At 44.4% G+C, this 15,648-nt stretch carries 16 protein-coding genes and 1 other annotated feature; of the genes, 8 read left to right on the top strand and 8 right to left on the bottom strand.

Translation table 11 applies throughout. The features are described 5' to 3' along the window. Positions 1–42: 42 nt before the first annotated feature. The 5 genes from pyrH to NV381_RS11120 form a co-directional block, all read right to left on the bottom strand. The gene (pyrH, locus tag NV381_RS11140) at positions 43–825 is read right to left on the bottom strand and encodes a UMP kinase (RefSeq protein WP_258213360.1); all 783 of its coding nucleotides are present in this window, start codon (positions 823–825) and stop codon (positions 43–45) included. 205 nt (positions 826–1,030) lie between these two features. Next, a complete protein-coding gene (trpS, locus tag NV381_RS11135) occupies positions 1,031–2,020 on the bottom strand; it encodes a tryptophan--tRNA ligase (RefSeq protein WP_258213359.1) in 990 nt (329 codons plus the stop codon). 112 nt (positions 2,021–2,132) lie between these two features. Continuing rightward, positions 2,133–2,391, bottom strand: a binding site (T-box leader). A gap of 63 nt (positions 2,392–2,454) precedes the next feature. After that, complete coding sequence (locus NV381_RS11130) at positions 2,455–3,618, bottom strand: M20 family metallopeptidase (RefSeq protein WP_258213358.1); 1,164 nt, start codon at positions 3,616–3,618, stop codon at positions 2,455–2,457. A 99-nt stretch (positions 3,619–3,717) separates the two neighbouring features. Then, positions 3,718–3,906, bottom strand: a complete 189-nt coding sequence (locus NV381_RS11125; RefSeq protein ID WP_258213357.1) for a hypothetical protein — start codon at positions 3,904–3,906, stop codon at positions 3,718–3,720. Positions 3,907–4,344: 438 nt separating this feature from the next. Next, positions 4,345–4,530 (bottom strand): aspartyl-phosphate phosphatase Spo0E family protein, encoded by a 186-nt coding sequence (locus NV381_RS11120; RefSeq protein ID WP_258213356.1) that lies wholly within the window; start codon positions 4,528–4,530, stop codon positions 4,345–4,347. Positions 4,531–4,698: 168 nt separating this feature from the next. On the opposite strand from NV381_RS11120, the gene NV381_RS11115 reads away from it, so the two are divergent. The 4 genes from NV381_RS11115 (at position 4,699) to NV381_RS11100 (ending at position 8,938) form a co-directional block, all read left to right on the top strand. After that, positions 4,699–4,845, top strand: coding sequence for a hypothetical protein (locus NV381_RS11115; RefSeq protein ID WP_258213355.1), 147 nt, complete (start codon positions 4,699–4,701; stop codon positions 4,843–4,845). A gap of 169 nt (positions 4,846–5,014) precedes the next feature. Beyond that, complete coding sequence (locus NV381_RS11110) at positions 5,015–6,805, top strand: copper amine oxidase N-terminal domain-containing protein (protein ID WP_258213354.1); 1,791 nt, start codon at positions 5,015–5,017, stop codon at positions 6,803–6,805. Between the two features lie 39 nt (positions 6,806–6,844). After that, positions 6,845–8,617 (top strand): copper amine oxidase N-terminal domain-containing protein, encoded by a 1,773-nt coding sequence (locus NV381_RS11105; protein WP_258213353.1) that lies wholly within the window; start codon positions 6,845–6,847, stop codon positions 8,615–8,617. Between the two features lie 60 nt (positions 8,618–8,677). Continuing rightward, positions 8,678–8,938 carry a hypothetical protein gene (locus NV381_RS11100; RefSeq protein ID WP_258213352.1) on the top strand — a complete coding sequence of 87 codons (261 nt, stop codon included), beginning with the start codon at positions 8,678–8,680 and terminating at the stop codon, positions 8,936–8,938. A gap of 90 nt (positions 8,939–9,028) precedes the next feature. On the opposite strand, the gene NV381_RS11095 is transcribed toward NV381_RS11100, so the two are convergent. After that, complete coding sequence (locus tag NV381_RS11095) at positions 9,029–9,259, bottom strand: hypothetical protein (RefSeq protein ID WP_258213351.1); 231 nt, start codon at positions 9,257–9,259, stop codon at positions 9,029–9,031. Between the two features lie 201 nt (positions 9,260–9,460). Here NV381_RS11095 and NV381_RS11090 point away from each other — a divergent pair, with 201 nt between their 5' ends. Then, positions 9,461–10,189: a phosphonate ABC transporter ATP-binding protein gene (locus NV381_RS11090; RefSeq protein WP_258213350.1), complete on the top strand. Its 729-nt coding sequence runs from the start codon at positions 9,461–9,463 to the stop codon at positions 10,187–10,189. A 183-nt stretch (positions 10,190–10,372) separates the two neighbouring features. Here the strand turns inward: NV381_RS11090 and NV381_RS11085 are convergent, their stop codons facing one another. After that, complete coding sequence (locus NV381_RS11085) at positions 10,373–11,350, bottom strand: YpdA family putative bacillithiol disulfide reductase (RefSeq protein ID WP_258213349.1); 978 nt, start codon at positions 11,348–11,350, stop codon at positions 10,373–10,375. Positions 11,351–11,450: 100 nt separating this feature from the next. Beyond that, the gene (locus NV381_RS11080) at positions 11,451–12,014 is read right to left on the bottom strand and encodes a class I SAM-dependent methyltransferase (protein WP_258213543.1); all 564 of its coding nucleotides are present in this window, start codon (positions 12,012–12,014) and stop codon (positions 11,451–11,453) included. Between the two features lie 235 nt (positions 12,015–12,249). Between NV381_RS11080 and NV381_RS11075 the strand changes: the two genes are divergently transcribed. From NV381_RS11075 to NV381_RS11065, 3 genes are all read left to right on the top strand, one after another. Next, positions 12,250–13,068 (top strand): phosphodiester glycosidase family protein, encoded by an 819-nt coding sequence (locus NV381_RS11075; RefSeq protein WP_258213348.1) that lies wholly within the window; start codon positions 12,250–12,252, stop codon positions 13,066–13,068. 208 nt (positions 13,069–13,276) lie between these two features. Then, positions 13,277–13,810, top strand: a complete 534-nt coding sequence (locus NV381_RS11070; RefSeq protein ID WP_258213347.1) for a protease — start codon at positions 13,277–13,279, stop codon at positions 13,808–13,810. A gap of 48 nt (positions 13,811–13,858) precedes the next feature. Then, a complete protein-coding gene (locus tag NV381_RS11065) occupies positions 13,859–15,388 on the top strand; it encodes a flotillin family protein (protein ID WP_308861771.1) in 1,530 nt (509 codons plus the stop codon). Positions 15,389–15,648: the final 260 nt, after the last annotated feature.

Here is a 15,648-nt window from a genome sequence, read left to right as displayed (position 1 = left end):
TTCTCAAATCGCTGTTTTACTATACAACCTATTTACTTGGAATTATGGTCTGGACGATATTTGCTTAGTGTCAGCATGGGTTCCTTTAGCGTCCATTTGGATAGGAGCCCCGTCAAAAATAGCGGTTCCTTCTGTCTGACCTTCACAGATAGCTTTCATGGCACCTGTCTTGTCGAAATTAAAAACAAATACCGGCAGTTTAAAATCTCTTGCGAGAATAAAAGCCGATTGATCCATAACTTTGAGATTTTTGTTCAATACTTCATTATAGGGGAGAGAAACATAAGTGTTTGCGTGGGGATTCGTTCTGGGATCGCCATCCATCACTCCATCTACTCCTTGTTTGGCTACGAGGATGGCATCGCAGTTCACTTCAAGTGCTCTTTGAACAGAAGGATAATCAGTTGTTACATAGGGCTGTCCATTACCGCCGGCGAAAATTACTATGTATCCTTTTTCTAAATGATGAATAGCGCGCAAGCGTATATAAGGCTCGGCTACAGCACTTACCGGTATGGAGGACATAACCCGGACTTCCTTACCGGTTTTTTGCTTAAGTACACCCCGCAGCATTAAGCTGTTAATAACGGTTGCCAGAGTGCCTATGTTATCAGCTTCTGCTCGTTCTATGCCCCAATAATCTGCCATATTACCACGGAAAATATTTCCTCCGCCAATGACAATCGATACCTCGATGCCCATTTCTATAACCGAGAGTATTTCCTTGGCGATATGTTCCAGGCGTGCCGGATCAAATCCAAATTCATTACTGCCTGCTACAGCTCCACCGCTGAGCTTAATCAATATTCGCTTATACTGAATCATAATTACATTCGCCTCCAGTTCTTATACGTAAAATAAAAAGAACTAAAGCACAAAGTGCCTTAGTTCTTTCATAATAAATAGGAATAGGGGAGAGGGATACGATTGGCTTTGCAGGTATGTTTATGAGCTTCATCGTCCTCACTCCTTGATTACAATTTCATTTATTTCCCTTTAGAATACCGTAAATTGAAAAAACTTACAATATCTAAGAAAAATAATTGATTTTCATTGCCTCCCGTACTTCTTGCATCGTTTCTTTAGCTGCTGATCGTGCCCGTTGTGTACCTGCAATAAGGATTTCGTCTACATACTTGGCATTTCGGCTGAAAGTATCGCGTCTGTCCCGCATGGGATCAAGCAGAGCATTAATTCGGTCGGCGATCTTCTTCTTGCAATCCTTGCAGCCTATTGTGCCCTGTGAGCAGCTATCATAAATTTCGCTAGCCAGCTCAGGAGAAAACGCTTGGTGATAAGAATAGACAGTACAAATTTCGGGATGCCCCGGATCATGCTTTTGAATACGAGCAGGATCTGTTTTGGCCCTTTGAATTTTCTCGCTGACCTCATCGCAAGTTGAATCCAATAAAATGGCATTGTTTAAGCCTTTGCTCATTTTAGAGCTGCCATCTAATCCCAAAAGTCTGGGAGTTTCACTAATTAGCGCCTGAGGTTCGGGGAAAACTGGAGCATACAACTGATGGAAACGTCGAATAATTTTACATGTCTGTTCGATATGGGGCAATTGGTCTTCACCAACCGGGATAAGCTCTGCTTTGCAAATAGCTATATCTGCCGCCTGACTTACCGGATAACCTAGAAAGCCATAATACATTTGAGTATAGCCTCGCTCGGTCGCCTCCGATTTGATGGTTGGATTATGCCTTAGGGAATTGACGGTCACAAACATGGAGAAGTATACCGTTAGCTCAGCAATTTCGGGAATCATGGATTGAATGTACAGGGTTGATTGATTCGGATCGATGCCGCAGGCCAAATAATCCATAGCTACGTTTCGCAAATTTTCACTTACAATTTCAGGCTTTTCATAATGGGTGGTCAATGCTTGCACATCGGCCAATAAGACAAAGCAATCATACTTATGCTGCAGTTCAACGCGTTTTTTTAAACTCCCGACGTAATGTCCAAGGTGCAGCTTGCCGGTAATTCGGTCTCCTGATAAAAGTCTTGGTTTCATGAGATTGCCTCCTGTTAAATGTAAATTTGATATAACGTTTGTAATAACAGTTCCACCACCAGCCATCGTCCATGGACATCACCTCCTTAAAAAAATGCAAAAAAACCTCGCCGCAAAGGACGAGGTTATCGTGGTACCACCTTAATTCATCTCTACCAAGAGAGATGCACTTATATGTACGGAAAGACAGATTGATGCTTTCGATACAGCTCTCTTTGTTAACGGCGAGAGATCCCGGCTTCACCTACTTATCGTTTCGGCAAAGCAACTCCGAAGTCCATTCATACGTCGGCCGGAAAACGGTTTACACCAACCACCGTCTCTCTGAATTCCGGAAACAACGACTACTTACCCTTCATCATCGTCGATTCAATATTTTAATATTATAGGTTATCGGTCAGGACAACGTCAAGCTATTCTCTGTAGAGTATCATTTAGGTTAACTGAGTGAACTCATCTTTGATAGCGCTCAATAAATTTGGATTGACTATGACATCATAAGCTGTGTTGGCGAGCACCTTGGCTCCGAGCAGCATACCTTTGAAAGCACGGTCTGTCATAGCGAAATCGCGAAATTCCTTGGTGTGAAGCAGATGCTTCTCATCTGTAACCTTGATATAAGGATGGATTGTCGGACATCTTCTTGAGACATTGCCAAGGTCAAGCGAGCCGTGATCCTTACCGATTTGAATTTCATCTTCTTTTACACCCATAACCAGAAGATTTCGAGTGAATTGATCAGACAAATGCTCATTGCTTATAAGCTCGTCGTAAGAGTACTCGTAATTGGATGTTTTGACTGTGCACCCGGTTTGAAGCGCAGCTCCTTCGGCACAGCGCAATACCTTTTGTACAGTTTCGTCGGTGTAAGGCCGATTGGCCGAACGAATATAAAATTGGGCGACTGCATAGTCAGGTATAATGTTAGCCGCAGTACCGCCTTCCGTTATGATACCGTGAATACGTACATGGCTTTGCAGCTGCTGCCGCAGATGATTAATCGATTGGAATAGAAGCAGAACAGCATCTAATGCGTTCACTCCTTCATAAGGGCTTGCTGCAGCATGGGCTGCTTTACCAAAAAATTCAAATTGTATGGCGTCCATCGCTAGCGATTGTCCGGATTTTTCATAAGCATAGAATGGATGAGCCATAAGGGCAAAATCAACATCATCGAACAAGCCTGCCGCAGACATAGGCACTTTAGCGCCTTTGGTTTCTTCAGCAGGGGTACCATAAACGCGGATAGTACCGCCAATCTCGTCTATTACTGATTTCAGACCTATCGCAGCCGCTAGACCCATTGTACAAATTAAATGATGTCCACAAGCGTGACCTAGCTCAGGGAGTGCGTCATATTCACACAGAAAGGCCGCCACAGGACCGGGTTTAGCACTTTCATAGGTTGCAATAAAGGCAGTGGGCAAATCCAAAACAGGGCTTTGTATGCTAAAGCCATGGCTTGTAAGCTCCTCTTTGAGTCTGGCTGACGCTAACCACTCTTCGTGACCAAGCTCCGGATTTTCTCCAATAAACCGGGATAGTCCTACTAGTGCCTCTGTATGCTCATCTATGGTAGTCGCAATTCTTTGTTTCATGTTCGATGGACCTCCTAAGGGTAAGCATGGAATATGTTTATTATATACAAAAAAACCGCTACTGCTCAATTTGAGCGGTAGCAGCTGTGTTGTGGCATTTTATTGAATCGTTTTGCGGTTAGCTTCATGTATAATTTGATCTTCTAGAGAACGCTTTATTTTGCTCATGGCGTCAACTTCAAGCTGGTGGTTTTCACGGAAACGGACACCTGTTAAAGCAAGCGCCTCATTTATCGTTAATTCGACTGAAATCGTTTTTCCCTGTTGGTTCTGAGTCTCGTGAGTCATATTATATCGCTCCTTTACATGATCATTCTGCTGCACCAAGATAGGGGATTTGAGCTACGAGTGAAGGGCGTAAGTTGTGAAAAACCTTGATATTGCTTGATTTCAATATAACATACCATGTAATGTATTGCAAGGGCAAAAGCAGTAATTATATGGTTTATTTTTTAATAGTTATCGTATTTCCAAAACCTCATGAGTTCGAGAGGACGAAACAAAAAAAGCCATATCGTTCATGGGTGGAGACTGGGTGGTGGAGTAACGGGGGGAGGATGAAAGGAGAGTACAAGAAGGTTAAGGGGGAGCGGGTTTCTGATCTTGTCCCAAAAAGGATATTGCCAAGACATAAATGCATCTGCATTGAAAACTTCGAATAAAAGCTTTTCTTAAAAGTTAACCATTTACTGATATGGGCAAGTGAAGCTTTGATTAATGTGGGAGCTACATATCCGGGTACTTGTTCAGCATGCGCTGCATGGCAATGACTAAGTTATCAATTTCTTGACTTAATTCGATGACTTCTGGTGCCAGAAAGCTTCCCTTCTGCTCGACTAATTTATATAACTGATTTTGCATCCGTTCCATGTCTAATCGAAGTTCTATATTTTCTTTTATGTAGTTACCCAATTTATACAACTCCATTCAGTACATATTCAACGGTATCAAGCAATTATAATACGAATCAATCATGAAAAATGTAGCTTTTTGTCGAATCAAATGTAAATTTTATGTGACAAATGCCGAATAATAGAATTTTTACCTGAAATACTAAGTTAAGGGGAGGTGATCCAATCGATGGATGTAACAAAAGCAAATTCCAAAAAGAATCCTAATTATAAAGAAAATAAATTTATAGAAGAAGAAGCCGTTATGCATGCAGACAAAGCCGCAGAGCGATCAGCCAGCTTGAATCAAATTCCGAAGCAGTCGAATCGGCAGTAGAGTAAATCCTAACCAAATTGCCATACTACCGCCACTTGTGTGGCGGTTTTTGTCGTCTTTATATAGACTTGTCGATTTATTGCATGGTACTATTTCATAGAGGTATGCCGATTGTTTTCATCATATTAATTATTTATTCCATTAATTATGTACATAAAGGAGACTCAAAATGTATCGATTCCTTAGCGCTTCTGTGAAGCCTGCTATTCTGTTGAGCACAGCGCTGACAGCCTGTTTAATTATGCCTATGTCGTCGGAGGCGGTATCCGTTACTACCAACCAGCTCAAATTGTACGCTGAAAAAGCTCAAGCATCCTTAAATGGGGTACAAATTAATTTGGATGAGCCTGCTTCAATCATCAATGACCGCTTTTATGTGCCGGCGAAGTGGCTTGCGGATACATTGAACTTTTCGTTGGAGTGGGACAGCCAAGAGGAAAAGATCAAGCTGCTGACTCCCCGAGCTTTTATAGAATTCGATGCACCGCATAATACAATCAAAGTAAATGGGATCTCCATTCCTTTTGATACGGTGGCAGTAATACGAAATGACAGGCTAATGATACATTTATCCTGGCTTGCCCAATATGCGGATATACCTTTTCAATATAAGGAAGAGTCCAAAAGTGTGGTTATGAACTATATAGGAAAGCCCTATGCTCCCTATCCGGAATCTATACTTCATAAGGATGATTCTCAGCCTAATTCGAAGCCAGCGGCAGTATTTGCCTTCGGCAAACCAACATACCGTCTTGGAGAGCCCATAGAATATATCGATTTGAGCTATGACCCGGATGCTGAGGGATTGCCCGAATATGACTGGAAAGGCAAACAGGAAGCTTTTTTCCAACCCGGTGTGTATACCGTAACCTTGCAGGTCAGTGATCGACATGGGAACCGCAGCGAACCGTTCTCCAAATCAGTTACGGTGCTGAATGAGCCATTTGTCAGCAAGAATGATTATCCATTTTATTTCAAACCGGCCGGTACATTGGTAGAACTGAAGAAAGATTGGTTGAAGGGACTACAAACAGCTGCGGATTCGAAGATTCCTGTAGTAGTTCGTCAGCCAGAGGACAAGAAGCTCATAGTTGGCAGCAGTGTCAATCCTATAGTACAGAAGGGATTTCTATACCAGGATTCCTTTAAGCAGCGCGCGCGATTATCATTGCAATATACCAATGGGCGGGAGAAGCCAGCTCAGTTTGCGATTGTTCTGAGAAATGACAGCATTGAAAAGTCTGTACATATCACGACAACCCGAAAAGCGGAAACGCAAGCTTCCATCTACACTCCTATTCTTGCGCATAAGACGACAGAACAATTTCTTATCAGTGGTGCTTTAAATGATGAACTGTCAATTGAGCCTGGAAGGGCAGTGTTTTATACTATCAGCTCGGAAATAGCGCCAGGACAAGGCTACAACGGGATTTATGATTTGGAAACCGACGGCGAGGTGACAGTGTCCTACGTGATGATGGAGCCAGGTGAGACCTTGTATAATCTTGGAGCTTACACGAACAGTGGACAAACAACTGCTGGCAGCGGATCTTATCCTGTAGCAGAGGTTTCTTGGCAGGTTGAAGCCAAAGATATGAAATCTCCTACTGCAATAGGGATTGGAGACTCGGCAATTGAGCCCATTATCAAGGGCATTGACGCAAGGACCAGGAAGGAGCTCACAGTCCAGGGACTCGGGAGCATTCGCTATCGTATCCAACTGAATGTTGGTGATAAAACGACGGTAGCCCTTCACCCGCGATCGGGATTTTTTCAGGGAGCTATACGTGTCAATGGCAACACCATTCCTGTTCCAGCCGGTGGTTTAACATCAAATGACATTTTACTCTTGCATAGAACGCAGGGAACAGAGAAAAAGGTCGATATCGAGCTTATGGCCTCAGAGGGCAGCAGTGCTCCACTTGATCTGGTAATGATTCCGCTTAATAAAACCAAGTGATTTGATTTTATTCCAACAAAAAGGAGTATTTGAGCGAATATGTTTTTGTGCAAAAAACTGACTATAGGTTTAACAGCTCTTCTGGTTTGTTTGCTATCCCTATCTACTGCAGCTGCATCAGCGTCAACACCGGTACCGCAAAGTAAATCCTTTCTTTTATATTTTGGGAAGAACGAGGCCTACATTAACGGATCTAGGGTGATTTTAGAGGCTCCAGCAATTGAGTTAAAGGACAAAGCTTATATTCCTGCCGCCATACTGCAAGAAACATTAGGGATTTCTGTCAAGTGGGATTCTCCAAGTGGAAGCGTTCAGGTTACAACTCCGTCTGCTTTTCTTTCCTTTCAGTTATCAGGGAAAAAGCTATTTATTAACGGTGCTGAAGAGGATTATAGTAAAGCTGCCTTTATCCAAAATGATCGTCTGTACATCGGATTGGATTGGTTGAAACAGTATGTCGGTTATAAATTAACCGTTAATAAAGAGCTTCAGCGAGCAGAACTTGTATATGTCACTTTGCCTGGTTATACAGGTTTTTATAACGACACGATGCCTAACGCCAAGCCAATAGCCAAATTTTCAGTAAACAAAGAGCGGTACCGGTTAGGGGAGCCGATCTATTACTCAGATCTTAGCTACGATCCCGATGGTGATGCGATAACGAAGGTTGACTGGACGGGTAAGGCCGATACCATATTTGAGCCGGGTTTATTTAAGGTATCCTTGAAGGTTACTGATAGCAGGGGAACGGAAAGCAACGTTTTTTCACATAATGTTGAGATTATTAATGAACCGTTCCTCGATCCATTTGAACATAAAGTGTACTATGAGCCGGTAGGGACGTTCGTCAAGGATGAGGAGGCGACTCTGCGTAAATATTTACGCGGTATTCCACAGCTGCCGAATGTTACAAGTCTGTCGGTAGAGCGGCCTTTGATTGTAAGCGATAGCCCGGAAACGTTTGAAAAGAAGGGCTTTTTGTATCAGGAAAAAGTAAACGGAAAAGCAAGATTGTACGCGGATCATGTAAACGGTATGAAGGAAAAGGTACAGTTCGCCATTGTCGCTCGCAACGCCAATCCGAATGCGCCTGTACGAATTACAACGACACGACAAGGAGAGGTCTATCCATCGATTTATGCAAATCTGATCGGAAATGAAGCCTCGATTGAATTTCTGCAAAGCGAGATGGCTCCCGAAACGATGGTAGTAGAGCCTGCACAAACTGTTTATTATAAAAAGATGCCTGAATTTTTCCCGGACCAGGGGATGAATGTCATCTATGATGTGGAAACGGACGGTGAGGTTTATTTCTCCTTTGTTGCGATGGACGCAGGGGCTGGACTGGATACAATCGGAACGTATAAACAATTGGAGTATACAGGAAATGTAAGAGGGACGTTCTCTGGTTCAGATGTTAGCTGGAACGTTGATGCCAAGTCGTTTACGAAGCCTTCCAGTTTAGCTATTGGAGATGGTACAAGTGATATGTTTGTAACAGGGAAAGACTTCTTTACCAAACAGGACTCCTTAAACTTAGGTAATTATGGTGTGGTATATAAAATCCATGTGGATCGCCCTCGTAAAATGTCAGTGCTGCTGCTGCCGCGCGGCGGTGTATTCAGAGGACCGGTAGAGGTGAATGGCCAAATTGTTCAAACGCCTCCTTCTGGCGTCATGATGGACTATGAAGGCTATACCATATTGGCCCGGACGGACGGCACGGAGCCATCCTTGGACATTGAATTTACCCCTGCCGCTGGATCGGCATTCCCGGTGGATGTGATTTTCTACCCGCTGGAAGACAAGTAAACATCAAGAGTTGGTGGGAAGGGGCTGTCTCAAAAGTCATTTTTTTGAGACAGCCTCTTCTTGGCTATTCCCAGCGAAATGTGGAGATGTGGTCACTTTTCAACGCGTGCTAAGCCCTCTCTCGGGTTCGGGGATCGTAAATCGGGAATTGGTAATCGAAAATCGGAAATCGAAAATCGGAAATCGGGAACGGTAATCGGGAACGGTAATCGGGAATCGGGAACGGTAATCGGGAATCGGGAACGGGAATCGAGGATCGGTAATCGGAAGTCGGAAGTCGGTAATCTGGGTTCGGAAATCGGTTACGGGAATGGAAGGTGACCTTACGAGCCCCACCCCACACAAATAACAGGAAAACGTCCTGTTAATTGATCAGGAAAATAGCATTCCTAGCCCTATAGATGGAATTTCTCATGCTAATTTGTGCGTATTTTGGCTAATACCGTCCATATCACCTATATTAGAGTTAGTTTTTCCAGTTAAATTGATTTCAAGCGAAATCCAGGCTGGATTAACGTGAGGATTTCCATCTATTTCCTTTGTATAGGAGCTGCCGATTTTAGATTGCTGATGATACTGATACTGCTGCTGAATATGGGCGGCACCTGCAGTTGTTGTTAACAATAAAACGGTTGCGGACAAGGAGAGCAAAGCCTTAAGACCTGGTCGGTGCGTGATGCTGACTCATCCTTTCTGGATCCTTTATAGATTTACTTTGTGTTGTTAGATGGTTTGTATGTATCGATTTTTGCTTCATTTGCTTATTTTGGTTTTTTGTGGAGCCAAGATGTTATATAATACAAGATAGTGACCGATTAAGGCTGGAGAGGAAGAAGCGACCGAATGATTATTGTACGTAATTTATCGAAATCATTTCCGCCGGATCATCAAATTTTATCCCGGCTAAGCTTTCAAGCGGACGAAGGCGAGCTTATCGCTTTGATAGGAGGAAGTGGCAGCGGCAAAACTACTTTGTTTCGTTGTCTGTCTTTGAAGGATAAATGGGATGAAGGCCAGTACATATACGATGGTAAGGATATATCAGGAGTTGGCGGCCTTGAGCAGTTCAAATATCGTAAGGACTGGGCATTTCTTGAGGAGAAGCCGAATTTGAACCCGCGAAAATCTGCATTGAAAAATGTGTTGAGCGGATTGTTCTTCCATAAAGCATGGTGGCGTATTCTGACAGGTACTACTTCGAGTGACGATCATATGACGGCTATGGATTATTTGGACAAGGTGGGCCTGCTGGAGAAAGCTCACGAGCCTATTGAGAAGCTGAGTGGCGGAGAGAAACAACGTGTGGCCGTTGCGAAAGCGTTAATTCGAGGGGCTAAAGTTATTTTTGCCGATGAGCCGGTATCGGGTCTTGATCCTGAAGCGGCAATGCGCGTCCTGGAGGATTTGAAGTCTATTTGTGAGAAGGACAAGGTTATCATCTTTTGCAGCCTTCATCAAATTGAACTGGCCGAAAAATTCGGTTCAAGGATATGGGGATTGTCCGGTGGACGATTGGTAGTAGATATTGCAGGAAGACGTTTGACGCATCGTGAAAAAGAATTAATATTTTAAACTATAGAGGCTGTCCCAAAAGTCGGTTCTGGATTTTCGAACCCTCACTCTAATGGGAAATTATCTACAAAAAGACGCTTCCATCCCCACTTACATAGTGGTTTTGGAGGCGTCTTTGTACATAGTTTGGGATTGACTCATTCACTGACAACCTTTTGGGACAGCTCCTTATTGTGATCCAAACTACAGGGACGTCTTAGTGATATGGCGGGCAATCATGCCGCCGTGGAGCCGTCCGGTTTCGATGAAAACTTCATTGGCATTGCTTCCGGATGCGGCAACTCCTGCGATAAAAAGACCAGGGACGGTTGTTTCCATAGTTTCCGGATTGTGGACAGGTGCTGTAGAAGCTTCGTTCATTAGGGCGCCAGCTTCCAGCAGCATGGTTCTGTCAGGGCGGAACCCGGTTAGAGCAAGAACAAAGTCATTATCGAGCTCCCGTTCATTGCTATCATGTGCTATAGTGACTGTCCGTTGTCCAATCCGTACCACTCGGGAATTGAAGAGCATAGTAATCCGGCCTTTATTTACCATAGCCTCAAACACGGGTAGTACCCAAGGCTTAATATTGGGTGAGTAAGCTTCCCCACGATATACTACTGTTACTTCGGCGCCTGCTCTCAGCAAGTCCATCGCCGCATCGATGGCGGAATTGTTGCCGCCTATTATGGTCGTCCTTGTGCCGCTATAGGGATGTGCCTCACGGTAGTAATGCGTCACCTTGGGCAGCTCTTCTCCCGGTATACCGAGCAGATTAGGGTGATCGAAATAACCGGTAGCTACGACTACATTGCGGGCGTAAGCAACAGAGGCTTGTCCGAATTGATCAGACAGGCTTAACTCGAACGAGCCGTCAGCTTTTTTCTGTATCCGGTGAACCGTATGATAGGGCTTAACTCGGAGCTTGCTGCGCAATGCAGTATTCCGATAGTAATGCAGCGCTTCCAAGCGTGAAGGCTTCTCGTTTGGAGTTGTAAAGGGAATACCACCAATTTCGAGAAGCTCGGGAGTGCTGAAAAATTGCATATAGGTCGGGTATAAATATATCGAATAGGCGACGCATTGCTTTTCGATGATTAATGGATGGACGCCCAGTTTTTCCAGTTCAATAGCTGTAGACAATCCACAGGGCCCGGCCCCGATTATAATTACTTCCTCCAAAAAAACACCTCGTTTGTCGATTACATTAAGGAGCCCACGCTCCTATGTAAATAGTAACCGATTCCTGTCAGGGATTCCACTTTTCCGTGTTTAAAGATCTTTAAGGTTGAATACTTTTCGTGGGGTCTTTCTTCTTGCAAACATATACAAAAGCTGGAGGAACGTTAAGCAATACAAAATGGATCGTTTGGATGTCAAAATGGCGGCTTAACTGCTTCTTCATTTGCAAGGAGTACTGAAAAGCGACAAATAATCCATTAGGTTTAAGAGAGGCTACAACCTGCTCCATAATTTCATCGCGAAGTCGCTGTGGGAAATTAGCGAAAGGAAGACCGCTTATTACGCAGTCCAAATGCTCAAGGCCCAGCTGCTGGACGGAGCTGCTCAAAGCTCTTGCTTCTGAGTACGTGGTATACTCGGGGTACTGCAGCGCCAATTGTTCGCTAAGATGGCTGTCCTTCTCAAATAATAGGACGCGAGTACCCTTAACGGCTGCATGGTTAATTGCTTCTGTAATGACACCCGTTCCAGCGCCTAACTCGGCTACACTACAGGTATCCTGCCAAGAGATGGCTTCAATCATTTTCTTGGCAAGAAACCGTGAGCTCGGGGTTACGCTGCCTATTGTTTTGGGAGTTCTAATAAATTTATATAAAAAAATCATTTTATCCAAGGCTGATGTTTGGTTTAAACTCAAACTAATTTCCCCCTTTTAACAATTATTTTAATTCTATCATAGCGTATATACATTAAAACAACCTAATTTTTTTATAAAAAAATCCTTTTTATGGGATTTCTCATTCTATTTTTATATAAACTCTATCATGATTTTCTGTTATGATTCATAGAAATACTACTAGGATATGAAATGATTTACTACTCAAGAAGGAGGTTCTATCATGTCGGGGCAAAGCATGTTCACTTATTTGAAATCTATGAAATGGTTAGCAAAACCACGTTTCCAGCTCCTGTTGGCAGGATTTTTAATAGGCAATTTGATAGCCGTGTTTCTTACCGCACTACCGCCCTCATCTCCCTATTATTATCCCAAATATTATACATATCACGAAATGAAGGCTTCCAATGGAGTCAAGCTTCATACGCTGAATACCGTCCCGCAAAATATTGCCTTAAAGCCGATAACGAGCAATGTAACCCTTACTGATGAAACAGGCATAAACGGGGGTTTTTTCTGGAATGGAGATTTACTCAGTATTGCGGTTGTAAATGATCAGCCTCTCAAAGGACAACAGGAAGATTACGGCTCCGGCTGGTACAATATCGACTTGCCCAAAGGTACCTTGGTTTGGGACGAGATTACGAGACGGTTTACTGTACAAGTTGTACAAGACGCACATGAGCTCAAGGTCACCGATAAACAGCATTATTGGGCTCAAGGAGGAATCAGCATGTCATTGCAGGATGATTCTCATTGGGATTTGCAGGCAATTTCGGAGGATATGCCGGCCTTTGATGAGCAGCGGCTGCGATCGGGCGTTGTTTATGATAAACAGCAAACGGTTTGGCTTATTGTAACCGATACTCCCAGCACAGCGGAGCAATTTCGAACAGCTGTAGTTGAGATGATTGGCAGAGGGAATGCTGTAGACGGTGTTTTTTTAGATGGAGACGGTTCTTCACAAATGCGGAGTATGCAAAAGCAATTAAAAGGCGATTCACGTGAAGTGTATCAAATGCTTGCTTTGAAGCAAAAATAAACTGTCGTTTAATTAAAGCAAATAAATACATATGTAAAAATAAACGGATTCCTATAGCGAAAAAGGCGAGCTGCTGTCACATTTTCAGCAGTTTTTTGCTGTCCGCGGCATAGGAATTTTAGAAAAAAAGGAAATGATTTGCAACTTTGTCGCTTTATAAAGCGTATAGGTAAGTGTAGTCATAATGTTTTCAGACGGAGGAACGCTCATGCTGGAGCTGTATTGGGGATTATTAATCACGGGAGTGCTGTTTGCAATTGTAACTGTAATTTTCGGTGATTTACTAAGCAATGCGCTTGACGGCATGCTGGATTTCCTGTCAGGTGAACATTTGCATGCCTTTCAGCCGATGGTTCTTCTGAGTGCAATTACGGTTTGCGGAGGCGCAGGTATTTTGTTGACGCGATATACTTCAATGGGAACATATGCTGTGTTGATGATGGCTATTCTTGTTTCATTGGTTGTCGCGGTTCTGGTCTATTTTCTGTATATTAAGCCGATGGAAAACAGCGAGAACTCGCTAGCCTACTCCATGAAGGAGCTGGTTGGTAAAATCGCTGAGGTTTCTGTTCCGATACCGGCGCAGGGCTACGGGGAAGTGGTGGTTAAAGTGGGTGCAGGCAATACAAACCACATTGCTGCCAGCTTTGAACATGTAGATATCCAAACAGGAGCTAAAGTCGTTACTGTCGAAGTGGTGGATGGTACGCTTTACGTGGCTTGTTTAGATAAGCAGGTGTAAGTAAGAGTTCACCCAGAAATTGACTAACTTATAAAGGAGACATGTTGAATGCCGGATTCTTTGCTTATTCCCGCTATTGTGGTGGGGGTTATTATTGTGCTGGGGTTAGCCTTCTGGGCACGCTACAGAACGGTTAGTCCTGATGAAGCGATGATTGTGACGGGAGCGTTCCTGGGCTCAAGAAATGTAATGACCGACGAGTCAGGAAGAAGTATTAAGATTGTCCGTGGAGGTGGAGCATTCATTCTGCCTATTTTCCAGCAATCACAATTTTTATCCTTACTTTCCCATAAGCTGGATGTGTCCACACCTGAGGTTTATACCGAACAAGGAGTTCCAGTAATGGCTGACGGGGTCGCTATTATTAAAATTGGCGGTTCCGTGGAGGATGTTACAACGGCAGCCGAGCAGTTTATGGGCAAGCCAACCGAAGCGCTTAAGGGGGAAGCACAAGAAGTGCTGGAGGGTCATTTGCGCGCTATACTTGGTTCGATGACTGTCGAAGAGGTGTACCGCAACCGCGATAAATTCGCGCAGGAGGTCCAAGGGGTTGCTGCGAAGGATCTGAAGAAAATGGGATTGCAGATTGTCTCATTCACCATTAAGGATTTGCGCGACAAGCATGGCTATCTGGACGCGCTGGGTAAGCCGCGTATAGCTGCCGTCAAGCGTGACGCCGAGATAGCGGAAGCGCAAGCAGTGCGTGATGCGCGTGTGCAGAAAGCGCAGGCCGAGGAAGACGGGCAAAAGGCGGAGCTGCTGCGTGATACGAACATCGCGGAGGCGGGCAAGGATAAGGAGCTGAAGATTGCCTCCTTTAAGAGGGAGCAAGATCAGGCCAAAGCGGAAGCGGACCAGGCCTATCACATCCAGGAAGCACGCTCCAAGCAAAGCGTGGTCGAGGAGCAGATGAAGGTCGAGATCGTGCGCAAGGAGCGGGAAATTGACCTGGAGGCGAAGGAGATTCTACGTCGCGAGAAGCAATATGACTCCGAGGTCAAGAAGAAGGCGGACGCGGACCGTTACGCCGTCGAACAGGCTGCGGAGGCGGATAAGGCGAAGCGTCTGCGCGAAGCCGATGCGATGCAATACCGCATCGAGGCTGAAGCTAAGGCGATGGCCGAGCAGAAGCGCCTCAACGGGTTAGCTGAGGCGGACGCAGAGAGAGCCAGAGGTACGGCCGAGGCGGATGTCATCCGACTGCGCGGCTTGGCGGAAGCCGAAGCGAAGCAGAAGCTTGCCGAAGCATTCGAGAAGTTCGGCGAGGCAGCGGTGTTGGATATCATCGTCAAGATGCTGCCGGAATTGGCGGGGAAAGTGGCAGAGCCGCTTAAATCGATCGATAAGATTACAGTGGTTGACACTGGACATGGAGAAGGTGCTGCGCGCTTAAGTAATTACGTAACTTCTTTAATGGCTACAGCGCCCGAAATGCTGAAAAGTGTAAGCGGAATTGACCTGGATAAGCTGGTTAAAGGTCTCATTAATCGTGGCGATGACAAGCCAACCAAGGCCCCGGCTCCACAAGCTGAAACCATCGTAACACCCATCGTAACACCGTTGAAGCCGGAAGCATAATCAATACATGGCATAAATAAATGAGCCTGGAGCGAAGCAATTGTTTCGTTTTCCAGGCTTATTTTTTTTGCAGCTTTGTGGTTTTCCTTTTTTAACTATACCTCATCAGCCGCTCCCGCATCCATCATTTTTTCCGTAAATTATATGAACAAAATGAGGTTTATGCGCAGTATTCAACTTATGGAAATAAGCTATTCGATAAAAACGGTTTGATGCTACAATGATTTTGCTCGAGATATTGAAAGCGCATTCAAGCTTAT

Origin of the sequence: Paenibacillus radicis (ex Xue et al. 2023) (assembly GCF_024722015.1) — a bacterium.
In the GTDB taxonomy this organism is placed as follows: Bacteria; Bacillota; Bacilli; order Paenibacillales; family NBRC-103111; genus Paenibacillus_S.
Note: the sequence above shows the minus strand (reverse complement) of the source record. Positions and strands in the feature narration are given on the sequence as shown.